Below are 21,941 nucleotides of genomic sequence, written 5' to 3'. Positions count from 1 at the left end.
GACCGGCGCGGTGCCGGCCAGGTACCAGACCTGGTACGAGGTCTCGAGCAACCGGCCCGAGCGGGCGCCGTCGCAGGCGCCGCGCGCCCTCGACCTCGTGTTCCTGCCCGGCCTGCTCGCGCAGGCCGCCGGCGCGCCCATCGACGATTGGCTGGCCGCCAACATCTCGGCACGAAACCAGTGCGCCGGGCTGCTGGAGGCCTGCCGGATGCCCGGTGTGCGCGAGGCCTACCTGTCGTACCTGTGGAGCGATCTCAAGGAGTTCGAGCTGCCCTGAGCCGTACCCAGCGCGGGCTCTGCAACTACAGCAACCCCTCCAGCACCGCCCGCCAGGCGACACCCAGCTTCTTGTAGCCCTCCCGCGTCGGGTGGATCTCGTTCTGCCAGTCCCCGGAAACGCCCTCCTCCGTCGGGTCCGCCAGCACCAACCCCGCCGACTGCGTGTCGACGATCACCAGCGTATCGGCCGGGTCCGCCGCCAGGTGCTCATCCACCAGGCCGCGCAGCAACTGATCCAGCCGCGCCATCAACTCGGCCGCCACATCGCCCCAGTCGTCGATCGGAACACCGAAGGCCACCAGCGCCGGCTGCAGCCACGGCCCGCTGACAAAGCCCGCGCCACTCGRCCTCGGCATGATCGGCGCGTAGTTGTGCAGCACCGTCGGCGTGTGCCAGTTCTGCCCCGAGGCGCGTTCGGCGATGAACCACGCGAAGACCTCGCCCAGGTGCTGCTCGAAGGTGTGCCAGCCGTCCTCGCTGAGGTAGCCCGCCGCATCGGCCGGCACGGCCGCGCGCTCGTCGGCGCGCAGCAGCAGCCGCCGGTCGCGCGGCGCATCGGGGCCGACCGACGCGGCATCGATCAGGTCGTTGCCGCCGCCCGACAGCAGGATCGCATCCCACTGGAACGACGACGGCCCGCGCAGCAACCGCAGGAACATCGTCTCCGACAGCGCGTCGGCCATGTGCGCGAGCGTCTTGCTCGGCCGCGCGCAATTGACGATCACCGCCGCCTGCGAAAGCCACAGCTCGGCCAGCACGTTGCTCGTGAGCCCCGGCGGAATCGAGCCGATCGAGAACCACGAATCGCCCTGCGCCAGGCACTGGCGATCGAACAGGTCGAACGGGAACAGGCCGGTGTCGCCCTGCCCATAGGCCGCTGCCGGGGCGATGATCTGGGCGCGAAAGTCGGTGCTCATGGAGGCTCCTTGCGGGCGCTGGAGCCCCGGTGTACTCCACGGCGATGCAGTTGAACCTCCCCTGATGCGGGGGAGGAATGGCCGCGCAGAGCCGGCTGCGTTGCCAGCCTGGTTTCCAGCGCGGATCAGGCCGGAAACGCACGCTCATAAAGCTGCGCCAGCCAATCGACGAACACCCGCACCCGCGGCGAGAGCTGGCGCCGGTAGGGATAGAGCGCCGACAGCGGCATCGACGGGCTGGGCCACTCGTGCAGCAGCTCCACCAGGCGACCCRACTTCAGATCCTCGTCCACATGGAAGCGCGGCAGTTGAACGATGCCGCAGCCGCGCCTGGCACACAGCGCGTAGTTCTCGGCATCGTTGACGCTGACCCAGCCACGCAGCGAGAAATCCCTGGCCACGCCGTCGACCAGCAGCGTCAGCGGATAGTCGATGCCACCGGTGCTCGAGAAGAATCGCACCATCTGGTGGTCGGCCAGTTCGTCGGGATGACCGGGCGTGCCGAAGCGGGCCAGGTAGTCGGGGCTGGCACACAGCACTTGCGGCAGCACGGCAAGCCGGCGCGCGATGAGGCTGGAATCGCGCAGCTGGCCGGCACGCACGACGCAGTCCACGCCCTCGCGCACGAGATCCACCAGCCGGTCGCCGCTGCTGATGACGAGGTCGATGTCGGGATAGCGGCTGCGGAAGTCGTTGATCTGCGGCAGCACGATCAGCATCGCATGGGTGCCGTGCAGGTCCACGCGCAGCGTGCCACGCGGGTTGGCCGCCACGTGCTTGAGCGAGGCCTCGGCATCGTCCAGTTCCGACAGCACATGCACGCAGCGTTCGTAGTAGGCCGATCCGTCGTGGGTGGGGCGCACCTGGCGCGTCGTGCGATCGAGCAGCCGCACCCCCAGCCGGCCCTCCAGTTCCTTGATCGCGTTGGTGGCGGAGGGCCGCGGAATGTCCAGCATCTCCGCGGCGCGGCTGAAGCTGCCGGTCTCCACGATGCGGGTGAACAGCAGCAGGGTGTCGAGGCGATCCATGCGCCGATTGTTATCGATGGCGGAATTCACATGGCTTCCGCGCGGCATTTATCCGTCATTCGATAACAACAAGAATGCCTTCACCTTCATTGCACTCCACAGGAGAACCCCATGCCATTCGCCAATTTCAAGTTCCCCGAGGGCACCGTCGACCACGCCCGCAAGGAAGAAATCATCCACCGCACCACGGCCATGTTCGTCGAGTACTTCGGCGAGAAGGCCCGGCCCTTCTCGATGGTGCTGGTCGAAGAGGTCGCCGACGGCGGCTGGGGTCGCGCCGACGAGACGCTGACGCTGGCCAAGATGGGCTTGCCACCGAAGGCTCGGTGAGTGCCCGGGCGCGGGTGGACAGCGCCACGGTCATGACTCAAGATGCCCCCTCGCGACACTGATAACCGCAGAGGCCACGGGCTCGTCACCATGCGGGCCGATGGCTTCTCACACAACCACATCAGGAGTGAGACATGCATCAGATCCGCCTGCGTTCGTTCGTCGCCGCGCTGCCGCTCATGTGCGCAGCCGCAGTGGCCTCCGCCCAGGATGCCGAACCCGGCTGGGCCAAGGGCCGGCCCAAGACCGACACGGCCATGAAGATGGCGCCGGTGCCGGCGTTTCCGATTCCGACCGCGGCCGACCAGCTGCCTACCGCGAAGTTCAAGCTGCCGCCCGGCTTCAAGGTCGAGACCTGGGCCTCGGGCGTGCTCGACGCGCGCGAGCTGCGCCAGGGTGCCAAGGGCAACATCTTCGTCAGCACGCTGTTCGTCGCCAACAAGGTCTACGTGCTGCCCGAGAAGGCTGTCGACGGCAAGCGCGAGCCGAAGGTCATCATCGACAAGACCGAGCAGGCGACCGGCATCGAGTTCTACAAGGGCTCGCTGTTCTTCGCCACCCACAAGAAGATCGTTCGCTACGACAACGTGGAGGACAAGCTCGACAACCTCGGCGAACCGAGCGCGGTGCTGAACGACAAGCTGCCGGGCGGCAGCGACCACAGCTGGAAGTACCTGCGCGTCCACAACGACAAGCTCTACTACAACATCGGTGCGCCCTGCAACATCTGCGATCCGGGCGAGTACGCGAAGATCTACAGCATGAAGCTCGACGGTTCGGGCATCGAGACGATCGCCTCGGGCGTGCGCAACACGGTCGGCTTCGACTTCGATCCGAAGACCGGTGACCTCTGGTTCACCGACAACGGCCGCGACTGGCTCAGCGAGGAGATTCCGAACGACGAGCTGAACCATGTCACGCAGCCCGGCAAGCAGCACTTCGGCTATCCGTATTGCCACCAGGGCAACATCCCCGACCCTGAGTTCGGATGGGGCAAGTCGTGCGACGACTTCGTGAAGCCCGCCGCGCTGCTCGGCCCGCACGCCGGCTCGCTCGGCCTGAAGTTCTACACCGGCAAGATGTTCCCGGCGAAGTACCAGGGCGCGATGTTCATCGCCATCCACGGGCCGTGGAACCGCACGAAGAAGTACAACGGTGTCTACGTGGCGCGGCCGGACGGCAAGGGCGGTGCCAAGGTCGAGCCGTTCATGACGGGCTTCGTCGAGAACAACACCTACCTCGGCCGGCCGGTGGACTTCCTCGTGATGAAGGACGGCTCGCTGCTCGTCAGCGACGACCACGCCGGTGCGATCTACCGCATCAGCTACAGCGGCAAGGGCAAGTGACGTGAGGGCCTGGCAGCGCAGCGCGACCTTGGCCATCCTGCTGATGGCGACCTCGTGGGCGCACGCGCAGGCGCAGACGAAGAAGCCCGCCGCCCGCTCGAGCGCCGCCTCGGCGGCTGCCACCGGTGCGGCGGCCGCGGCTGACTACGCCGAGCGCTTTCGCGCCGTCTGCGCCGCCTGCCACGGCGCCAACGGCCGCAGCGACATGGCGGGCGTGCCGGTGCTGGCGGGCCAGCCGTCGCTGTACACGATCACGCAGCTGTTCCTGTTCCGCGAGGGCCGCCGCAACAACGACGCGATGATTGCGCTGGCCAAGCCGATGAAGGACGCCGACTTGCGAGGCTTCTCCGACTTCATCGGCACGCTGCCGCCGGTGCCCGCGCCGGCGCCGGGTGCGCCGCCCGATGCGGAGCGCATGAGCAAGGGGCAGGCCCTCGCGCAGCAGCACAAGTGCGTGTTCTGCCACGGCACCGATCTGGCGGGCGGCCAGGGCGTGCCGCGCATCGGCGGCCAGAAGGAGGACTACGTGCGCGCGACGCTCCAGGGCTTCAAGTCCGGCGAACGGCCCGGCTACACGCGAGCGATGACCGAGGCACTGAGCCAGGTGCCGGTGCAGGACCTGGACGTGCTGGCCTACTATGTCGCGAACTTCACCGGCAAGTGAATCCCGGCACCGTCGCGTCAACGGTCAGGCCACTACGGCTCCCGGAACGTCCACCGGTGTGCTGCGATAGGCCCAGAAGCGTGGCAGCGCGAACCCGGTGGCGATGACGCCCGCGAAGCAGATCGCGCCGCCGATCCAGACGGCGGCTGACACACCCCAGGCGTCGGCCATGAAGCCGGCGCGCGCGCTGCCGATGAGCGGGCCGGTCAGGTAGCTGATCATCTCGATGCCGGCCAGACGCCCGCGCAGCGTGTTGGGAATGGTCTGGTTCCAGATCGTGCCGCGGAACACGCCGCTGACCATGTCGGCCGCACCTGCCACCGCCAGGCACAGGAGACCCAGCGTCAGGCTGGGCGAGAAGCCCAGCGCCACGATGCCCAGCGCCCACACGGCCGCCGCGATGACCACCGCGCGGCCATGGCGCATGACCTTGCCGGTCCAGCCGCTGAAGAGGCCGATGACCAGCGCACCGACCGACATCGCCGACAGCAGCCAGCCCACGGTCTCGGTGCGCCCATCGGCCGCGGCCATGGCAGGGAACAGAGCCACCGGGAACGCGAAGGCCATCGCGACGATGTCCACGATGTAGGTTCCCATCAGTGCGGGCCGTGCCCACGCGAAGCGCAGGCCTTCGGCCAAGTCGGTGAGCAGATGGGGCCGTTCGCTCGGAGCCTCCACCGTGCCGACGGCCGCCCGCGGGATGCGAGAGATGAAGAACAGCGCCGCAAGAAAGGTGCAGAAGTCGAAGACATAGGCGCCTACCGCGCCCCAGCGTGCCAGCAGCAGCCCAGCCAGCGCCGGCCCGGCCACCATGCCGATCGTTCCGCGCACCGACGACAGCGCTGCGACGGCCGCGAACTCTTCGGGCCGCGCGAGCTTCTGTGTCAACGCTTCCAGCGCCGGGCGGTGGAAACCGCTGGCACCCTGCAGCACGGCCACGAGCGCGTAGATCGCCAGCACGCTGGGCGCTGCGGTCAATGCGTTGGCCAGCAGGCCCGCCAGGCACAGGGCCATCAGCGCCTCCGACGCGATCAGCAGGCGCTTGCGGTCCACGCGGTCCGCCACCGCGCCGCCCAGAAGCCCGCAGGCGACAACCGGCACGAGTTGCACGAGGCCCAGCAGGCCGACCTGGGCGTTGGAATGCGTCAGCTCGTACAGCTGCCAGGGCACGGCCACATAGCTGACCATGGTGCCCAGACCCGAGATGAACTGGCTGGCGAAAAGATGGCGGAAGGCGGTGTTGCGGCGCAGGGGCCCGATGTCAAGAAGCATGCAGAGTTGTCAAATGAGGCCAGATGTCGAGGCGAGCAGGAGCGGGCTGTGAAGTCACACTGCAGGCAGGCCGTGGTGTCACGGGCGATTCGGTCGGCTGTGCGCTGATCTGCGGTGTGGCGGGCTGCCGTCGGCCGTGGCAGCATTGCAGCACATGGACTCATTCTCCACTCAACCCTATGCACTCCAGATCTCACGGCAAAGTTCTCTTCAAGTTGCTCGGTGCATTCGCAGCACTTGTCTTCATCGGCTATGGGTTGAAGGATCGCTCGGAAGTCACGAGCATTCAGAAGCGCGGGAAGACCGCAACGGTTGAGCCGATTGGAAAGTACACCGAGTTCAAGCAGAGCGGCTCCTCCACGTACACAGCCGAGTTTCATTTCAAGACGGAAGATGGTCGCGACGTCACGCAGAAGCATTCCTTTCCAGAGGAGGTGCTCGCTGACTTCAAGGCCGGGAAGCCCGTGCAGATCGTCTACCTCGCAAATGATCCGAGCACTTTCGTGTTTGCCAGCGAAAAGCCGGGRTGGACTCTCGTCGTCGTCGGCGTCGTATTGCTGGTTGCAGCGCTTCTGCTTGCCTGACGGACCATCCATGACCATCGAACTGTCCAAGGAAGCAAGGAAAGTACTGACGCGAGTTCGAGAAGCGCAAGGGGCGCGCATGAGCTGGGCAGGAGCGTTGCTTGGGGCAGCCATCGGTCTCTCAGCATGTTCTGAAGGCGTGCCGCGAGCTGTCGAGACGACGCAAGTTGAAAGCCCATCCAGAAACTTCGCCGCAACCGTCGAGGTCGTCGACAACGGGCTCGGTTTCGGTCAAGGCGCCTTGTACGACGAGATTCACCTGGGTCCGCCGCAACACGGCTCGTTCTCGCACGGGGACAAGGACGCGTCGGTCATCTACTACGCAGAATCGACCTACGGAGTGGGACTTCCGCCGCGGATCGAGTGGGTTGCAGCCGACCAGCTGAGAGTCACCGTCGATCCGAAGAGTCGGCCCGGGAAGTCAATCCATCAAGCGCTTGGTGTATCGATCGAGTACAGGACTGTTGCAGGCGAACGCCTCGCGCGTTGACCAATTCAAGTTCAAGTCCGCACAACCCATGTTCGCTGACCCGTGGAACCCTTCGAGTACCGAGATCCGCGCCTGGGCGTACATGGCAGATGCCGTGGAGCCGTGCGAAGACTGGACTGCGGGCCTTCATGGACTGGACCGTAGAGGTCTTCCTCGGGACTTCATGTGAACATTGAGCAAAGGAGAACCTTCGTGCTGAGTCTCGACAGTACCCACTGGCAGCAACTCGATCATGCGTACGGAACCGCGGAGGACATTCCCGCGCTGCTTCAGCAACTCGCTTCACTGCCAAACGACGACGGGGAAGCGAGCCCGTGGTTTCAACTCTGGAGTGCACTCGCTCATCAGGGTGACGTATACCCCGCCTCGTTTGCCGCCGTGCCTCACGTCATTGCTGCGCTTGCCTCGTCACCGGTGGCAGCCCACGAGTCCTACTTCCATTTTCCGGCGTGGGTCGAGATCTGTCGGGCGAAGCAAGGCACCCAGGTTCCAGACGAGCTGTCTGAGTCGTACTTCAACGCTCTGAGTCGCCTTCCAGCGCTCGCAGCCGAAGCCTCTGCAAAGTCATGGAATCTTGGCTTCCTGGCATGCACCCTCGCGGCCTCCGCCGCTGCGAAGGGTCAGCACGCAGTTGCAGAGGCCATACTGGAAATGGCTGAGGAAGGCACTGCGGAAGACTTCCTTGAGTGGAGGAGCGATCAGTGACGCCATCTTCTTCCATCAAATGGAACATCAAAGATGAGTGGCGGGACTTCTGAATGGCACGCGCGATTCTTGTCGGACTGCTGATGCTTCCGGCAGCTGCCCTCTCATCCAACGAACTCGTCTCCACCCTCGAGCAACGCCTGCGAACCGACGGCGTCGAAGGCGTCAACGCCTACCTGGGCAAGCAATCGTCCGCGCTGGCCGACCTGAACCAACGGACCGCCGACTGCGACACGCAGGCCATCGGCCTCACGGTCAAGCTGAGTCGCGGCAAGAACTCGAAGACAACCGAGGCGCACAGAGAAGCACTTCGCAGCGCAGTCGGCACCTGCACCGAGAACGTCCTGTCGCTGCTCTCGCTGAACGAAGTCCCGAAGATCTGTGCTTCCGTGTCGGCCTGGACGGTGACCCAGACGGCCCGGGAACTGCGGCGCCGGATGCGAGCCATCGACACGGATGAAGCGCTCCGCTCGACCGAGCGCGGCAAGGCCTGTGGCGCCGCCTATCGCTTCGAATTCGAGAACACCCGAGTCGGCCTCAGAGTCAAGTCATGACCTTCTCCAGCATTCCCCACCCCACCACCGACACCGCTGCGGCGGATGACGGGCAGATCCACCAGCTCTCGCTCTCGGGCGGGGGGTTTCGCGCCGCCTTCTATCACCTGGGTGCACTGCACGCATTGGCAGCCCAAGGGCGCCTGCGCGAACTGAAGATGCTGGTGACCATCTCGGGCGGATCGATCGCCGCGGGCTTCTTCCTGCAGGAATGGCTGGCCGAGGCACGGCACGGGCCGGTGCGCGACGATGCGCTGGCGCAGTGCGCGCTGCGTGCACACCTGGCTCTCTTTCGCAAGAGCCGCCACAACCCCCGGCTGCGCGTGATGGCGTCGATTCGCGCGCTGAGCAGCGGGCTGGTGCGCAACGAGTTCGGCTTCTCGGACGCGATGTCACGCATCAATCGCCGCTGGCTGCGCCGCCTGCATCGAGCGGCCGCGGCGGATGTGTGGCCCACCGAGCTGCCGGAGTGGCGCATCGCCTGCTCCGACTACGCCCAGGGCAACCGCTGCGTGGTGCTGCTGGGCGACCGGCGCCTGCCGCGCCAGCCCGATGCCAGCTACCTGACGATGAACGACCTGCCGGTCGCGCGCGCCATCGCGGCGTCGAGCGCGGTGCCCGGGGTGTTCGAACCCATCCGCTGCGGCAGGCATCACCTGGGCGACGGCGGCGTCCTCGACAACCACGGCCTGCGCGAATTCGACCCGGCGCTCGGCCATGCCACCTGCATCGACGCCTCCGCGCCGGCCTGGCCGATGCGCCCGATCGACGGCTGGGCCACGCCGATGCGCGCGATGGACCTGATGATGGAGCAGACGCGCGGCGACGTCCTGCGCGCACGCAACTGCACGCTGATCTCGCTGCGCGACCCGGTGCCCCAGCCGAGCGGCCTGGACTGGTGGCCGCACCTTCGCGCACTGCGCACCGACCTCGACGACTTCGCGGCCACCGAAGCCCACCTGCTGTTCCTCGCGGGCCACCAGAGCGCGACGGGCCGGGCCGACATCCCCACCGACTGCCCGCCGGACATGACGGCCCTGTGGGGCGCGATGAGCCGGGCAGCGCTGCCTGAGCTGCCCGCCGGCGAAGCCCAGCAGCTCGGCGATGCCCGCGCCGCCTGCATGGACGACCTGGAGCGCGGCCAGCACGTGCTGTTCGCGGGCATGCAGAAGCGCTCGGCGGCCTCGGTGATGGTGTCGATCGGGTCGCTGCTGATGCTCGCGATGACGGTGGTGACCGTGATCGTGCTGGCTCGCGTCGTCTGGGGTTTCGGCATCGGCCACATTCCGCTGCCGGCCCGGCCGCTCTCGACGCGCGCACTGCTGTTCCTGGGCTGGCTGGTGGGTGCCGCGTGGCTGTGGCAGTTCCACGCGCCACGGGCCGGCGCGCTGTTCTACAACATGCGCCAATGGTTCGGCGTGCTGGCCGGCCCGATCCTGCTGCCGGCGCTGGCGACGGTGTCGATCGCGTTGCGCCTGAAGGTGGCCGCGTTCTCGAACCGTAGCCTCACGGCCTGGGCGCGCACCGCGCTGCTGCGCCACGAGCGCCGGCGGCAGCTTGCGGCCAATCGCACGGGCGGGTGATCGCCATGCTGTTCAACTTCACGTTGCTGCCCCTCGAGACAATCAAGCCATGGGGCAGCGCAGGCATGCTGGATCTTCATTGGTTCGGGTTGACCGATGGTCACTACTGGATCGAAGTCGGAGCTTCCAAGCTGCTCGAGTACAGCCTCTCGGCGCAGGAGCCAGGGCTGTCACGCTTCTGCGAGTATCAGGTTGCACGGCTGTACGAAGATGTCGTGGAGATGGCAGCCCGCGCGCTCGAACCCGTCCCAGCAGACTTGATCCCGCACATTGCCGGCGAGGGCCGCAAGCGGACGCTGAAACGAATGTCGGCTTGGTGCGACAAGAACGCCGAGCGCGACGACAACGACGACTGGTCGACAGTCGACGCGGCATGTACCTGGATCGGCCAGCGCCAACTCGACACGGCCTACCTGTCGCCATCCGCGGACATCGTGTTGTGGTCGGACGAGTCGATGGTTCACATCGAATGGGATCACCGGGACAAGCTCATCGAAGGTTCCCCCGCCTGGTCCGCGCCGTTCGGCAGCTACAGCCTGACTCGTTCGGATTTCTTGGCAGAGTGCCTCTCGCTCCATGAGCGACTCATGACCGCGATGTCGGAGCGGGTCGAGCGTACGGTGTCGGGCGCGTTCTCACCCGAGGTTCACATCGATGCCGAAGGGCTGTTGCGGGAGCACGAGCAGCGGTGTCGCCTGTCCAAGCCGGACCTTGTTCGGCTGCCAGCATCGACCGATTGGCCGGCCGTTCGCCATGCGCTGGGACAGATCAGCGTTTGAGGGTGCCAAGACATCGTGCCCTACTACCGCGTCTTGCTCCATGGAACCCGGATTCAGGTTCCCGGCCCCGATGCCTCCGATCCGCCCATAGTCGGCTTCTACGCGACCCGCATCGTTCGCGGGGTGTCGGAACAGGATGCCGTTCAGCAGGCCAAGGCGCGTGTCAGCGCCGAATGGTCAACCCCGGCATACGCCGGAACCAACCTCGGTGACCTGCCCATGCTCGACGTCGAATGGGTCCGGCGGACCACATTCCTTGACAGCCTGATGTTTTCAAACAAGGGGCACGTGTTCTACGCCGCTGACGAAGACTTGCCGGACGAAGATTCCGAATCATGAACAACCTCCGCATCCACCACGAACCGCCGTCTCACGGATGGTTGCCGCTACGCCTTGCCGTCGGCAACAGGACCATCGAGATCGACGCGTCCGACGTTCCCAACAACCCGATTCAAGACCTGATCGAAGCGCTGGGCCGGGCGGCCTCCGGCTCGGAGGCTTGCGTTTGGTGGCACCTTGAACCCGACGGCTACTTCATGCACTTCAAGCCCATCGGGTCGACGGTGATGCTCGACCTGGAGTTCGCCCCCGACAGCGCGCGCAGCCAGGCGTCGTCCGTCCTCTCCCTGCTAGGAGATCCGGCGGAGGTCCTCCTGCCGTTCTGGCGCTTCATCCGAGCGTTCCAGTCGCACGCGTACAAGACACCGCACTGGCCCGAGGTCAACTACGACCAGCTCATCGCCATCAGGCAACGAATCGGCGGGCCAGCGAGGGACGATTCCGGAAAATGACCCTGACCTCCAGACAGAAAGTCCAGCGCTTCCTGGACACGATCGCCAGCAACTCGTTCGAGGACCTCGACGCGCTCGTTCAAGCACTCGTGTCGCAAAACATCAGCGCCGAAGACGCCGAGTGCCTGATCGCCTTCGTGCCGATGGCATTCGCGCAGGTTCTGCTCTCGCCGCAGGGCGTCAAGTTCCAGGGTGCCTTCCTGGTCCGGGACTTCGAGACGAAAGTGTCCGCCAAGGGGCTGCTCAGCAACGAGCCCCTCTACGTCGCCGCCGATGAGCTTGCAAAGGAGATGGCGCAGGGGGATGACGCCGGCAGGAGACGCCTGGAGGCGGTCGCGTCGACAAGTGCGGAGTATTCCGCGGCGATGCAGTTGGCCGGCGACCCTCGCGACCTGCGAGGCATCGTTCTGACGGAAGCGGTTCTCATGCGAGTTCCACTGACTCATCTCCCGCCAGCGCCGCCAAAGGGTCTGCGGCGGCTCTGGACAGCCATCACCAGCATCCCTTTCGGTGTTCGGTGAACGGCCCCCTCCTCCAGCCGACCGCCATCACGCGCGCACCAACCCCAGCCGCACCAGGCTCTCCGCCGCCGCCACGATCGCCTCCTCGCTCGAGCGCGGCGACCAGCCCAGCACGCGCCGCGCCTTCTCGCCCGTCGCGTTCAAGTTCAGGCCGAGCAGCGGCACGATGCCCCCCATCGCCGGATTGCGCCGTGCCAGCAGCCGCACGAACCAGTTGGGCAGCGCCCGTGTCGACACCCTGCCGGCTGCCACGCCCATGCGGCGCCGCAGCACCTTCGCGATCTCCACCAGCCACAGGCTCTCGCCGGCGGTCGCGATGAAGCGTTCGCCCGCGGCGGCAGGGTTCGTCATSGCACGCACATGCAGGTCCGCCACGTCGCGCACGTCGACGATGCCGGTGTTGACCTTCGGCGAACCCGGCTGACCGTCCAGCAGGCGCTTGACCAGCTGGATGGAGTGCGAGGTGTCCGCACCCAAGGCCGGGCCGAGCACCGCCACCGGATTGACGGCGGACAGTTCCAGCCCGCGCCCTTCCCTCGCGACGAAATCCCACGCCGCGCGCTCCGCGAGCGTCTTCGACTTCTGGTACGGCCACACATGGCCCGACAGGTCGGTCCAGTCGGTCTCGTCGAACGGCCGCGTCATCGGCCCGTGGCCGATGCCCACCGCACCGAAGGCCGAGGTCAGCACCACGCGCCGCACGCCGGCATCGCGCGCAGCCCGCAGCACGCGCAGGTTGCCGTCGACCGCGGGCACGATCCAGTCCTCTTCGCGGACCTGATCGCCCGACGGCGTGGGTGACGCACCGTGCAGCACGTAGCGGCATCCGGCGGCGGCCTGTGCCCACCCCGCGTCAGCCGTCAGGTCGGCCTCGACGAACACGAGGCGATCCCCCGGCTCAGCGCCACCGGCGCGCAGGTTGGCACGCACCTCCGCCTCGCGTTCCCGCGAGCGCACGGTGGTGCGCACGCGGTGGCCGCGCGCCAGCAGCGCGAGGATGCAGTGCTGCGCGATGAAGCCGGTGCCACCGGTCACGAGGACAAGTTCTTCGTTGAATTGATTCATGCCGAGACGATAGGACGCCGCAGCCGGACTGTGAATGCTTGAACGTTCGCAATACTTGCGCGACAGTACGCAAATGCAGACCGATCCGTTCTCCGACATCCTCAAGTACACGCGCGCGGAATCGCTCGTCACCGGGGGATTCACCGCCGGCGGCGCCTGGGCGATCCGGTTTCCGGCGCCGGAGAAGATCAAGTTCTTCGCGATCGTCAAAGGCAGTTGCTGGGTTCGCATCGACGGCGAGCCCGAGCCGATCCGCTTCGACACCGGCGATGTCGGCCTGTTGGCGGCGCGCCGCTCCTTCGTGCTGGCCAGCGCACCCGACGTGACGCCCGTCGATGCGATGGCGCTGTTCTCGGGCTCGGCCCGTGCGACGGCGGCGGTCGGCAGCGGCGAGGACTTCGCGCACATCGGCGGCCACGTGCTGCTCGACCCCACCAGCGGGCGGCTGCTGGCCGACGTGCTGCCGCCGTGGATCCACATCCAGGCGGCCTCGCCGCAGGCAGCGATCTTCCGCTGGGTGCTGGCCCAGCTCGTCGAGGAACAGGCCACCGGGCTGCCGGGGTCGCAGCTCGCCTCGGCGCAACTCGCACAGCTGTTGTTCATCCAGATCCTGCGCGCGCACCTGCAGACCGCCGGCCCGATGCCCGCCGGCTGGCTGCGCGCGCTGGGCGACCCACGCCTCGCCCCCGCGCTGCGGCTGATGCACGGCGAGCCGGCGCGCGCCTGGCACCTGGACGAACTCGCGAAGGCGTGTGCGATGTCGCGCACGACCTTCGCGCTGCACTTCCGCACGGTCGCGGGCGTCGCACCGCTGACCTACCTCACCGACTGGCGGATGCGCCTCGCCGAACGCGCGCTGCGCACCGAAGCCACGCCGGTGGCGGTGATCGCGCGCGCGCTCGGCTACACCTCCGAGAGCGCCTTCAGCAACGCCTTCAAGCGCATCAGCGGGCAGTCGCCCCGGGCGTGGCGCCAGGGCGTCACTGCACCAGCTTCACGTTCCGCACCTTGAAGCTCACCCCCTGCTGGTCGTCCCACACCGGGAAGATCCCGAACGGCACGGTGATGTTGTCGAGCGTGAAACACGGTGCGTTCTTCACCGCAGTCACGTCCGCCACGTTCAGCGTGACCGCGTGGAAGGCGCCGTCGGCCGGCGGCTTCATCGCATCGGGGATCACGTAGTCGACGTTGCGGCAGCCATCGCCCGGGCTCTCCATCTTGATCGCGAGGCCCTTGGTGTTGGTGCCCCAGCTGCTGACCGCCAGCTCGAACTGCAGCGTGCCGCCCGCATAGCCGCTCAGGTTCAACCCGCTGCCGGTGAAGTAGAACGTGCCGTTGCCGCCGTCGGCCGCGAACTGCAGGTCGGCCTCGCCGTTCGCCACCGTGGCCACCACGTGCGTCGGCGTCGAGGTGTACATGCCCGTCGCCAGGCCGCTGAGCAGGCCGTCGGCTCCCAGCAGCGTCGCGCTCGGGCCCGGCAGCGGCTCGATGGCGGGCGGCGGCGGTGGTGCCAGCTCGGCACAGGCATGGGTGTCGGCATCGCCGCTCGCGTTCACCAGCCAGCGGATGTTCGCGAAGCTCGCGCTGAACGGCTTGTCGGTCTGCACCAGGAAGGCGGTGTCGATCGCCGAGAAGTCAGCGCCGGCCTCCGCGAAGCACGACAGCGGGATCTTCACCGTGGCCTTCGTGCCCAGCGGCAGCGCCTTGAGCACCGCGGTGCCGTCCAGTTCGCCGCGGCACGGGTAGCCGCAGTCGATGCGGATCTTCACGCTGCCTTGCGGCGCCTGGTCGACCACGATGTCGAACGCGAGCACCGCCTTCGCATCCGGGTGCACGTAGCTCTCCAGGTTCTGCGGGTTGCGCACGCTGGTGCTGGCCGGGTCCGACGCGATCGCCTTGAACTCGCCCAGGCCGGTCCAGGTGAGCTTCTTGCCGTCCTGCTGCACGTTGACCTGTGCGGTCTGCAGCGTCAGCGTGCCGTCCTGCGTGACGATGGTCGCGTTCAGGTCGGCGCCCACCGGGATCATCCAGTTCGGCGATGAGCCGATGAACAGCGGGAAGGTCGGGTTCTCGACGAGGTTGAACACCTCCAGCGGCTCGGTCGCTGCCGGGCCGGTGTTCGCGCTCTGGCCGCAGCCGAGCGTCGGCGTGGTCTCGTCCAGCGTGTTGCCCAGCGCCGCGCCGGCCGCCGCGTAGCCCAGGCCGTAGCCGTAGGCGAACAGCGGCGCATACGTGGCATCGCCGCGGTTCAGCACCGTCTGGCAGGCCTCCTTCGGCCACGAGAACGAGAGCCGGCCCTGGAAGTCGAAGTTCACCGTGCCGTCGGCCTTGCGGAACAGCACGTCGGCCACGCCCTTGCCCTCGGTGCCCGGCAGGAAGGCCGCGACAAAGGCATCGCTGCGGTTCAGCTCCTTGTTCACCCACAGCGGGCGGCCGCTCAGCAGCACCGTCACCACCGGCACGCCCTTGCCTTTCACCGCCTCCAGCACCGCGAGGTCGGCCGGGTAGCGCTTGGCATGCTCCAGCGTGCCGGCCTTGCCGATGTCACCGGCGCCTTCGGCATACGGCGTCTCGCCGATGACGGCGATCACGGCCTGGTAGTCGGCCACGTTGACGTTGGCCGCGTCGACCGAGAAGGTGACGTTGCCGTCGCCCGCCGCCTCGCGGATGCCGGCCAGCACGGTGTCGCCGTTCGGGAAATCGGCATTCGTGTTCGACGTGCCCTGCCAGGTCAGCGACCAGCCACCGGTCTGGTTCGACATGCTGTCGGCACTGCGCCCGACCACCAGCAGCTTCTCGCCGCGCTGGAGCGGCAGCACGCCGCCATCGTTCTTCAGCAGCACCAGCGATTTGCGCACCGCCTCGCGGGCCAGCTCGCGGTGCTGCAGCGCGGCCGGGTCGCCGGCACCGGTGCGCAGCGAAGGCTTGGTCGAGACCGTCGCACCGCCCTCGAGCTTCATCAGCCCGGAGCGCAGCTTCACGCGCAGGATGCGGGTCACCGCATCGTCGATGCGCGCCATCGGGATCTCGCCGGCGTTCACCGAGGCGATGGTGTTGGCTATGAAGGCCTTCCAGTCGTCCGGCACCATGATCAGGTCCATGCCGGCGTTGATGGACGGCGGGCACGACGAATTGGTGCACGACTTCACCGCACCGGTCGCGTCGGTGTACTTCACCTGGCCGATGCCGTTCCAGTCGGAGACGACCAGCCCGTCGAAGCCCATCTTCGTCTTCAGCACGTCGGTCAGCAGGTACTTGTTGCCGTGCAACTTGGCGTTCGCGAAGTCGAGCGCGAGGCCGTCTTTCGTGCTGCCCTGGAAGGTCCAGCTGTTGAACGAGGCCATCACGGTCTGCGCACCCGCTGCCAGCGACGTGTAATAGCCGGCACCGTGGATGTTGATCATCTCCGCGAGCGTGGCCTTGTTCTCGCCCTGGTCCTTGCCCAGGTCGGTGCCACCATCGCCCATGAAGTGCTTGGCCGTGGCCACCACGGTGGGCCGGCCCGAGGCGGCGAAGCGGCCCTGCAGCCCGGTGGTGTAGCGCCCGCCGTAGCTGGCGACGATGGCCGGGTCTTCCGAGAAGCCTTCGTAGGTGCGGCCCCAGCGGTCGTCGCGCACCACCGCGAGCGTCGGCGCGAAGGTCCAGTCGATGCCGGTGGAATGCACCTGCATCGCGACGGCTTCGCCGATGCGCTCGATCAGCGCGGGATCGTTCGCGGCGCCCAGGCCGATGTTCTGCGGAAACAGCGTGGCGCCGTAGACATTGCCATGGCCGTGCACGGCGTCGGTGCCCCAGATCACCGGGATCTTGACGGCCAGGTCGGTGTCCATCGACGCCTGCCAGTAGGCATCGGCCAGTGCGAGCCAGTCGGCCACGGCGGCGTTCTTCTTGTTGCCGGGCCAGGCGCCGCCGCCGTTCAGCACCGAGCCGATGTAGTACTGCCGCACCTGGTCGGGCGTGATGCTGCGGATGTCGGGCTGCGTCATCTGGCCGACCTTCTGCGCCAGCGTCATGGTCGCGACGAGGCCCTGGATCTGCGCTTCCTGCGAGGCGTCCTGCGGGATCGAGCTCTGGATCGCAGGCCAGTCGTCCAGCGGCTGGTTCTCGGGAGGAGACGGCGGCGGTGCGGGCGGTGCGTCGTCATCACCACCACCGCAACCGCCCAGGCCGAGCGTGAGCGCCGTCAGCCCCATCGTGAGCCACCGTTTCATCGTGTCGTCTCCTTGATATGTCTCTTGTAGGCATCGAATGGAACCGTTTCCATTTCGATGCTGCGCGGACTCTAGGAGATCTTGATGAATTATTTCACTAGGTTAAATACTCATTACTTGGCGAGGAAGCTCTTCACCAGCTGGCCGGTGGCCGCCGGGTTCTCTTCCATGATCCAGTGGCCCGAGTTGGGGACGATGCCTTCGGTCACGTCGTCGGCGCCGGCGCGCATCACGGTGGCCATCGTCAAGCCGAACGACTTCTCGCCGCCGAGTGCCAGCACGGGCATCTTCAGGCGGTTGCCGGCAAGGAAGGCGCGGTTGTCGACCGCGTCCTGGTCGAACGCCGCGAACTGCGCAAAGCCGGAATGCATCGCACCCGGGCGGGCATAGAGCGCGGCGTAGTGCTGGCGTGCCGCTTCGCTGAAGCGCGCGGGCGTGGCCGAGAACTCGTTCCAGAAGCGATCGAGGTAGATGCGTTCGCGGCCGGCGACCAGGCGCTCCATGTCCGGCCCGCCGAAGCGGAAGTGCCACAGCAGCGGGTTCTTCAGGATCTCTTCCCACGGCCCGACGCCGGGCACCGGTGCGTCGATCAGCACCAGGCGGCGCACCTGCTCGGGGTGCTGTGCGGCGAACTGGAAGGCGACCATGTTGCCGATGTCGTGCGCGACGACGTCGGCCTGCTGCACGCCGAAGGCCTGCAGCACGCCGCTCACGTCGCCGGCCTGGGTCTTCTTGTCGAAGCCGCCAGCCGGCTTGGACGACAGGCCGAGCCCGCGCAGGTCCGGCATGATCACCGTGTGATCACGTGCCAGGTCGATGGCGAGCGGCACCCACATGTCGCCGGTCTCGCCGTAGCCGTGCAGCAGCACCACCGCGGGGCCCTTGCCGCCGGAGCGGACGTGGATGGTCGCGCCGTTGGTCGTGACCTCGCGGGTCGAGAACGTGGGCGCCGGGTACTTGAGGGATTGAGCCGAAGCCGAGGCCGGCATGGCCAGCAGCGTCAGCGATGCCAGGGCAAGGGACATGAGGGTTCGCATGGAGATCTCCGTGGGTGAAGGGTGAACAGCTGTCGCCAGTGTCTTGAAATCAGCTTGAACCGACTAGCTGGAAACGGACGCAATCAGCTTCAACCATCGGTTTAAGATCGCGCATGACCTACCTGCAGCACCTGGTGTCGTTCGTCCACACGGCAGAGCACGGCAGCTTCTCGGCCGCGGCGCGGGTGCTGGGCCTGACGCCGGCGGGCGTCAGCAAGAACGTGGCGAAGCTCGAGGCCGATCTCGGCGCAAGGCTCTTTCAACGCAGCACGCGCCGGCTGGCGCTCACCGAAAGCGGCGAGCGCTTCCTGCAGCAGGTGAGCGACCCGCTGGCGTCGTTGCAGACCGCGATGGCGGGCGTGCAGCGCGGTGACGAGACGCCGGCCGGCACGCTGAAGGTCAGCATGGGGCTGGCATTCGGGCGGCGCTTCCTGGTGCCGCTGCTGGGAGAGTTCCTGGCGCGCTACCCGGCGGTGCTGCCGGACTGGCATTTCGACAACCGGCAGGTCGATCTGATCGGCGAGGGGTTCGACGCGGCGATCGGCGGCGGCTTCGAGCTGGCGCCGGGCGTCGTGGCGCGCGAGCTGGCGCCGGTGCACATCGTGGCGGTGGCGTCGCCGGACTACCTGAGCGGGCGGCCGATGCCGCGTACGCCGGAGGACCTGGCGGAGTTCGACGGGATCATGCGGCGGTCGTCACCGACGGGGCGCGTGCGGCCGTGGACGCTGCGCTCGAAACGCAACGCCGAGCAGGCGGTGCCCTGCAAGGCGCGGCTGATCTTCAGCGACCCCGAGGCGATCGCCGAGGCGGCGAAGCTCGGGCTCGGCGTCGCGCTGCTGCCGATGCCGTTCGCCTTCGCGCTCATCGCGAGCGGGGAACTGGTGCGGCTGCTGCCGGGCTGGTACAGCGACGCGGGGCCGCTGTCGCTGTACTACCCGAGCCGCAGCCTGCTGCCGGCGAAGACGCGGGTGTTCGTCGATTTCGTGATGGAGCGGTTCCGGGCGGCGGAGTTCGCGAAGCTGGTCGACGGGCGCTGACGCGCCGACCGTCAATCCGTCAACCGTGCGGGTCTTCGCTCTTCGAGCGCGACTTGCCGATCTCCTCGGCCTTCTGCATGTCCTGCTGCTCGCGCGGCGACTTCGGATGCGCGTTGCGCGCCGCCTCGTCGACCTTGCCGGACTTGACGAACTCGCGGGTCTTTTCGTCGTAGTGGCGGGCGGCTTCGTAGTCGCCTTCGCCCTGAACCTGGCTCAGGTCGGCCTGGGGTTGCTGCTTGCCCGGTTGAGTTGGCTTCTGCTGTTTGCTCATCGCGATCTCCTTACATGATGTGTCACAACCATAGGAATCGCTGCCGTTGATCGGCGCGGGGTTGGGGCTCGATGCAATGTCGGCGGGACGCGCTTCGCGTCGTAGGAATCCACCGACTTGCCCCGTTGCCAGCACCAATCGCTGACCGATTCAGTTCACGTCTTGCTGGCGGCTTTAACCACTGTCGCGAATCTATCAGCCAGCACTTTGGCCGTCGGACGCTTTGCGGGGTCATCCACGAAGCCGTCGCGAATCAAATTGATGATTGTCCGCTCCTCGCGGCTATCGAGCCATGAGCGTTGATTCCGCAACTTGAGTGGAGTAAGGAAGGAAGCCCTGTCCTTTGCTTTTTCGTCACAGCAAATATCCCATATCGAAGCTACCAGACCATGCACATCGCTCGCGGCCCCAATCGCCGGCAGCCCAGCCTTCTTAAGCACCCTATCCTTTATTCTCTTTCCTTGTACAGCTTCCAAATTCTCATACTTACCAAGCCTCTTCAACCCGCTCTCCCTCTCCTTGAGCTGATTAGCACGATCAGTTTTAGCCCTATTCTCCGGATCACTCCACACTGTGTAGTATTCCGGTGACATGTATTTCAAGCAGTCGCTGCGACCAGTATTTATAACTACACCGCTTCGGGCAGACATTCCGAAATCTGCCAACTTGACAACAGGCTCACCTTCACCATCCTCGTCGACATAGAAGTTGTCCGGTTTCAGATCCATATGCTTGTATCCCAGATCATGAAGCTGCTCGACGCCCAAGCACATTTGGTGAGCAATCTTATAGAGCTTTCTCTGACCATCCTGTCGTGAGACACGCCCGTCCTCCATACGCTGACGAAGCTTTTCAACGTACTCCGTGACCGTTCCCTTCCTTGCATAGTCAGAGATCAAAAAATATTGACCGGCAGCAGTGATGATTGACCCTCGGCAGCCAAGTATATTGGCTGAATTCCCATCCCCAACCTTCTTGCTAATAACCAACTCCGGAGAATCCGAAGAAACATCAAGGGGCTTCAGAACGATCGTATCGCCGTCCTCTGCAACGGCCTTTCTGATCAATCTCTTTTCTTTCCCGGCGACCTTGCCAATTGCCTGTTCGTCAAACTTGTATCGTTTCCCTTTGAATGTGACATGTGAAGCCGTGACATCACTGACAAAGTCCGGGAATTTTCCTGCTTGCGCTACCGCCCCTTGAAGAGGAATCAATATCTTCGTCGACCCTCCGATTTCTATCTTTTTCAGATCCCCCCAAGAAATTCCTCCATTGACGGCACTCCTGAGCGTCTTGCGCATTTGATCCGTGATGCCCCCATCTGGCTCATCCATGACCACAAATAGATCTCCGTCTTTCCCGACCTGCTGCATGACCTTCCATTCCGGTTTCCCCGAAATGAATCCACAAGGAGTATAGATTTCGGTCGGCGACCTCCACAGGACCCCGCCCTCTTCCATCTTCGACGCCCCATCAATGCATTGCGAGAGGATTTTTATAGAGTCCTTCCGCCCGACAGTTCCGACTCTTGCCTTTGGTTCAGCATAGAGATCCAAAGTGTTTAGGAACTTTTTGGCTTCGAGACTCACTCCGCCCTTTCCAAACAGAACAGACCGTCGTGAAACCTTGTACCCGGTTTCTGTCCGAACAAGATCAATACGCTCGTTGTCGTGGATACCACCCTTCAGCTTTTTCAGAGCCTTCTCTCGCGCAAGCCCAAAATCTTGCACATTGTCTTTTTTAAAGTGGACACCAAACATYACTACACCTCGAAGAGAATGAACCGCCGTCAATACGCTGTGTGACATCGGCCTCCACTCAGTTCCATTCGAGGTCATTTGTCCTCAGGATCTTCAATACCTCAATGACATTGCAATTATCTGTTGCAGGCGCACAATAATCCGTGTATATCCGGCAACGGCGGATGCCGAATCACTCTGTGCGACGCAAACTCCATCGCGCAGCACTCGCCGACAACACCCCCACCAACGTCCCCCAAGCGATATCAGCCACCGTGATCCCGACCGGCCACCCTTTCAGCGTCGCTAGGTTCGTCAGGTCATAGGTCGCGTAGCAGAGGAGCCCAAGCAGGCCACCCAGCCGCGCCGCATGCCACGCATCCCGCGCCGGCATCGCCGCGAACACCACCACGCCGATCGGGAACAGCAGGTAGAACACCGCCGCCGCGGCGACGTTGACCTGCTCTGCCATCAGATGCCCGATGCCAGCGCGGTACCAGTCGATCGCGATGAACCCCAGCCACAAGCCGTCGAGCGCCAGCAGCACGATGAGCGCTGCCGCATAAGAAACCACGTAGATACGCATGCGGCCGATGCTACGCCGCACCCGCCCAGCCCCTCGCCGTGACGCTCAGCGCGACTGCTTGAACGCCATCACCGCCTGGTTGCGCAGCGTGCGCAGCAGCGAGAGCTCCCGCTCCCCCAGGTCGATGCCGCCGGGCTGTGCCTTGTCGGCAT

General features: G+C 65.8%; 24 protein-coding genes. 15 read left to right on the top strand and 9 right to left on the bottom strand.

Annotated features, from left to right (window positions below):
- On the top strand, positions 1-277 hold a 277-nt coding region (locus AC1D1T_RS17600; RefSeq protein ID WP_477992227.1), incomplete at its 5' end, for a hypothetical protein.
- A 25-nt stretch (positions 278-302) separates the two neighbouring features.
- Here the strand turns inward: AC1D1T_RS17600 and AC1D1T_RS17595 are convergent.
- Complete coding sequence (locus tag AC1D1T_RS17595) at positions 303-1,196, bottom strand: SGNH/GDSL hydrolase family protein (protein WP_477992226.1); 894 nt, start codon at positions 1,194-1,196, stop codon at positions 303-305.
- A gap of 125 nt (positions 1,197-1,321) precedes the next feature.
- Complete coding sequence (locus tag AC1D1T_RS17590; protein WP_477992225.1) at positions 1,322-2,224, bottom strand: LysR family transcriptional regulator; 903 nt, start codon at positions 2,222-2,224, stop codon at positions 1,322-1,324.
- 111 nt (positions 2,225-2,335) lie between these two features.
- Between AC1D1T_RS17590 and AC1D1T_RS17585 the strand changes: the two genes are divergently transcribed.
- From AC1D1T_RS17585 to AC1D1T_RS17575, 3 genes are all read left to right on the top strand, one after another.
- Positions 2,336-2,554: a tautomerase family protein gene (locus tag AC1D1T_RS17585; protein ID WP_465113265.1), complete on the top strand. Its 219-nt coding sequence runs from the start codon at positions 2,336-2,338 to the stop codon at positions 2,552-2,554.
- Between the two features lie 134 nt (positions 2,555-2,688).
- Positions 2,689-3,900 carry a PQQ-dependent sugar dehydrogenase gene (locus AC1D1T_RS17580; protein WP_477827086.1) on the top strand — a complete coding sequence of 404 codons (1,212 nt, stop codon included), beginning with the start codon at positions 2,689-2,691 and terminating at the stop codon, positions 3,898-3,900.
- Position 3,901: 1 nt separating this feature from the next.
- The gene (locus AC1D1T_RS17575) at positions 3,902-4,564 is read left to right on the top strand and encodes a c-type cytochrome (RefSeq protein ID WP_477827087.1); all 663 of its coding nucleotides are present in this window, start codon (positions 3,902-3,904) and stop codon (positions 4,562-4,564) included.
- Between the two features lie 24 nt (positions 4,565-4,588).
- Here AC1D1T_RS17575 and AC1D1T_RS17570 read toward each other — a convergent pair whose 3' ends face one another.
- Positions 4,589-5,836: an MFS transporter gene (locus AC1D1T_RS17570; RefSeq protein WP_477992224.1), complete on the bottom strand. Its 1,248-nt coding sequence runs from the start codon at positions 5,834-5,836 to the stop codon at positions 4,589-4,591.
- A 179-nt stretch (positions 5,837-6,015) separates the two neighbouring features.
- On the opposite strand from AC1D1T_RS17570, the gene AC1D1T_RS17565 reads away from it, so the two are divergent.
- The 9 genes from AC1D1T_RS17565 to AC1D1T_RS17525 all read left to right on the top strand — a co-directional run bounded on the left by AC1D1T_RS17565 (position 6,016) and on the right by AC1D1T_RS17525 (position 11,843).
- Complete coding sequence (locus AC1D1T_RS17565; protein ID WP_477992223.1) at positions 6,016-6,420, top strand: hypothetical protein; 405 nt, start codon at positions 6,016-6,018, stop codon at positions 6,418-6,420.
- Positions 6,421-6,430: 10 nt separating this feature from the next.
- Entirely contained in the window at positions 6,431-6,910 is a 480-nt protein-coding gene (locus tag AC1D1T_RS17560) for a hypothetical protein (RefSeq protein WP_477992222.1), read from the top strand.
- Positions 6,911-7,102: 192 nt separating this feature from the next.
- Positions 7,103-7,615 (top strand): hypothetical protein, encoded by a 513-nt coding sequence (locus AC1D1T_RS17555; protein WP_477992221.1) that lies wholly within the window; start codon positions 7,103-7,105, stop codon positions 7,613-7,615.
- Positions 7,616-7,668: 53 nt separating this feature from the next.
- On the top strand, positions 7,669-8,169 hold the full coding sequence (locus tag AC1D1T_RS17550; protein WP_477992220.1) for a hypothetical protein: 501 nt from the start codon (positions 7,669-7,671) through the stop codon (positions 8,167-8,169).
- Positions 8,166-9,752, top strand: a complete 1,587-nt coding sequence (locus AC1D1T_RS17545; RefSeq protein WP_477992219.1) for a patatin-like phospholipase family protein — start codon at positions 8,166-8,168, stop codon at positions 9,750-9,752. The genes AC1D1T_RS17550 and AC1D1T_RS17545 overlap by 4 nt, the downstream gene beginning before the upstream one ends.
- Before the next feature lie 5 nt (positions 9,753-9,757).
- Positions 9,758-10,531, top strand: coding sequence for a DUF5984 family protein (locus AC1D1T_RS17540; RefSeq protein ID WP_477839810.1), 774 nt, complete (start codon positions 9,758-9,760; stop codon positions 10,529-10,531).
- A gap of 15 nt (positions 10,532-10,546) precedes the next feature.
- Positions 10,547-10,870 carry a KH domain-containing protein gene (locus AC1D1T_RS17535; RefSeq protein ID WP_477828578.1) on the top strand — a complete coding sequence of 108 codons (324 nt, stop codon included), beginning with the start codon at positions 10,547-10,549 and terminating at the stop codon, positions 10,868-10,870.
- Positions 10,867-11,322, top strand: a complete 456-nt coding sequence (locus AC1D1T_RS17530) for a hypothetical protein (protein WP_477839808.1) — start codon at positions 10,867-10,869, stop codon at positions 11,320-11,322. The genes AC1D1T_RS17535 and AC1D1T_RS17530 overlap by 4 nt, the downstream gene beginning before the upstream one ends.
- Positions 11,319-11,843, top strand: a complete 525-nt coding sequence (locus AC1D1T_RS17525) for a hypothetical protein (RefSeq protein WP_477839806.1) — start codon at positions 11,319-11,321, stop codon at positions 11,841-11,843. The genes AC1D1T_RS17530 and AC1D1T_RS17525 overlap by 4 nt, the downstream gene beginning before the upstream one ends.
- A 27-nt stretch (positions 11,844-11,870) precedes the next feature.
- Here the strand turns inward: AC1D1T_RS17525 and AC1D1T_RS17520 are convergent, their stop codons facing one another.
- Positions 11,871-12,908, bottom strand: a complete 1,038-nt coding sequence (locus tag AC1D1T_RS17520) for an SDR family oxidoreductase (RefSeq protein ID WP_477839804.1) — start codon at positions 12,906-12,908, stop codon at positions 11,871-11,873.
- 34 nt (positions 12,909-12,942) lie between these two features.
- Here AC1D1T_RS17520 and AC1D1T_RS17515 point away from each other — a divergent pair, with 34 nt between their 5' ends.
- Positions 12,943-13,920: an AraC family transcriptional regulator gene (locus AC1D1T_RS17515; RefSeq protein ID WP_477992218.1), complete on the top strand. Its 978-nt coding sequence runs from the start codon at positions 12,943-12,945 to the stop codon at positions 13,918-13,920.
- Here the strand turns inward: AC1D1T_RS17515 and AC1D1T_RS17510 are convergent.
- Both AC1D1T_RS17510 and AC1D1T_RS17505 read right to left on the bottom strand, forming a co-directional pair.
- Complete coding sequence (locus tag AC1D1T_RS17510) at positions 13,889-17,119, bottom strand: glycoside hydrolase family 3 N-terminal domain-containing protein (protein ID WP_477827202.1); 3,231 nt, start codon at positions 17,117-17,119, stop codon at positions 13,889-13,891. The two genes, AC1D1T_RS17515 and AC1D1T_RS17510, sit on opposite strands and share 32 nt — an antisense overlap.
- A 113-nt stretch (positions 17,120-17,232) precedes the next feature.
- Entirely contained in the window at positions 17,233-18,156 is a 924-nt protein-coding gene (locus tag AC1D1T_RS17505) for an alpha/beta fold hydrolase (protein WP_477839798.1), read from the bottom strand.
- A 113-nt stretch (positions 18,157-18,269) separates the two neighbouring features.
- Here AC1D1T_RS17505 and AC1D1T_RS17500 point away from each other — a divergent pair, with 113 nt between their 5' ends.
- Positions 18,270-19,193: a LysR family transcriptional regulator gene (locus AC1D1T_RS17500; RefSeq protein WP_477827896.1), complete on the top strand. Its 924-nt coding sequence runs from the start codon at positions 18,270-18,272 to the stop codon at positions 19,191-19,193.
- Between the two features lie 19 nt (positions 19,194-19,212).
- Here AC1D1T_RS17500 and AC1D1T_RS17495 read toward each other — a convergent pair whose 3' ends face one another.
- The 3 genes from AC1D1T_RS17495 to AC1D1T_RS17485 form a co-directional block, all read right to left on the bottom strand.
- Complete coding sequence (locus AC1D1T_RS17495; RefSeq protein WP_477827897.1) at positions 19,213-19,464, bottom strand: hypothetical protein; 252 nt, start codon at positions 19,462-19,464, stop codon at positions 19,213-19,215.
- Positions 19,465-19,619: 155 nt separating this feature from the next.
- Positions 19,620-21,224 carry a protein kinase domain-containing protein gene (locus tag AC1D1T_RS17490; RefSeq protein ID WP_477992217.1) on the bottom strand — a complete coding sequence of 535 codons (1,605 nt, stop codon included), beginning with the start codon at positions 21,222-21,224 and terminating at the stop codon, positions 19,620-19,622.
- Positions 21,225-21,396: 172 nt separating this feature from the next.
- A complete protein-coding gene (locus tag AC1D1T_RS17485; RefSeq protein WP_477826530.1) occupies positions 21,397-21,789 on the bottom strand; it encodes a DUF2177 family protein in 393 nt (130 codons plus the stop codon).
- Between the last annotated feature and the right edge of the window lie 152 nt (positions 21,790-21,941).

The organism is Rhizobacter sp. P2_H3 (assembly GCF_056403355.1).
Note: the sequence above shows the minus strand (reverse complement) of the source record. Positions and strands in the feature narration are given on the sequence as shown.

What these genes read in the sequence shown, in the direction of transcription:
- AC1D1T_RS17585 (WP_465113265.1), top strand. Translation starts at nt 2,336, where the DNA reads ATGCCATTCGCCAATTTCAAGTTCCCCGAGGGCACCGTCGACCACGCC.
- AC1D1T_RS17580 (WP_477827086.1), top strand. Translation starts at nt 2,689, where the DNA reads ATGCATCAGATCCGCCTGCGTTCGTTCGTCGCCGCGCTGCCGCTCATG.
- AC1D1T_RS17570 (WP_477992224.1), bottom strand. Translation starts at nt 5,836, where the DNA reads ATGCTTCTTGACATCGGGCCCCTGCGCCGCAACACCGCCTTCCGCCAT.
- AC1D1T_RS17560 (WP_477992222.1), top strand. Translation starts at nt 6,431, where the DNA reads ATGACCATCGAACTGTCCAAGGAAGCAAGGAAAGTACTGACGCGAGTT.
- AC1D1T_RS17550 (WP_477992220.1), top strand. Translation starts at nt 7,669, where the DNA reads ATGGCACGCGCGATTCTTGTCGGACTGCTGATGCTTCCGGCAGCTGCC.
- AC1D1T_RS17545 (WP_477992219.1), top strand. Translation starts at nt 8,166, where the DNA reads ATGACCTTCTCCAGCATTCCCCACCCCACCACCGACACCGCTGCGGCG.
- AC1D1T_RS17540 (WP_477839810.1), top strand. Translation starts at nt 9,758, where the DNA reads ATGCTGTTCAACTTCACGTTGCTGCCCCTCGAGACAATCAAGCCATGG.
- AC1D1T_RS17530 (WP_477839808.1), top strand. Translation starts at nt 10,867, where the DNA reads ATGAACAACCTCCGCATCCACCACGAACCGCCGTCTCACGGATGGTTG.
- AC1D1T_RS17525 (WP_477839806.1), top strand. Translation starts at nt 11,319, where the DNA reads ATGACCCTGACCTCCAGACAGAAAGTCCAGCGCTTCCTGGACACGATC.
- AC1D1T_RS17515 (WP_477992218.1), top strand. Translation starts at nt 12,943, where the DNA reads ATGCTTGAACGTTCGCAATACTTGCGCGACAGTACGCAAATGCAGACC.
- AC1D1T_RS17510 (WP_477827202.1), bottom strand. Translation starts at nt 17,119, where the DNA reads ATGAAACGGTGGCTCACGATGGGGCTGACGGCGCTCACGCTCGGCCTG.
- AC1D1T_RS17505 (WP_477839798.1), bottom strand. Translation starts at nt 18,156, where the DNA reads ATGCGAACCCTCATGTCCCTTGCCCTGGCATCGCTGACGCTGCTGGCC.
- AC1D1T_RS17500 (WP_477827896.1), top strand. Translation starts at nt 18,270, where the DNA reads ATGACCTACCTGCAGCACCTGGTGTCGTTCGTCCACACGGCAGAGCAC.
- AC1D1T_RS17495 (WP_477827897.1), bottom strand. Translation starts at nt 19,464, where the DNA reads ATGAGCAAACAGCAGAAGCCAACTCAACCGGGCAAGCAGCAACCCCAG.
- AC1D1T_RS17490 (WP_477992217.1), bottom strand. Translation starts at nt 21,224, where the DNA reads ATGTTTGGTGTCCACTTTAAAAAAGACAATGTGCAAGATTTTGGGCTT.
- AC1D1T_RS17485 (WP_477826530.1), bottom strand. Translation starts at nt 21,789, where the DNA reads ATGCGTATCTACGTGGTTTCTTATGCGGCAGCGCTCATCGTGCTGCTG.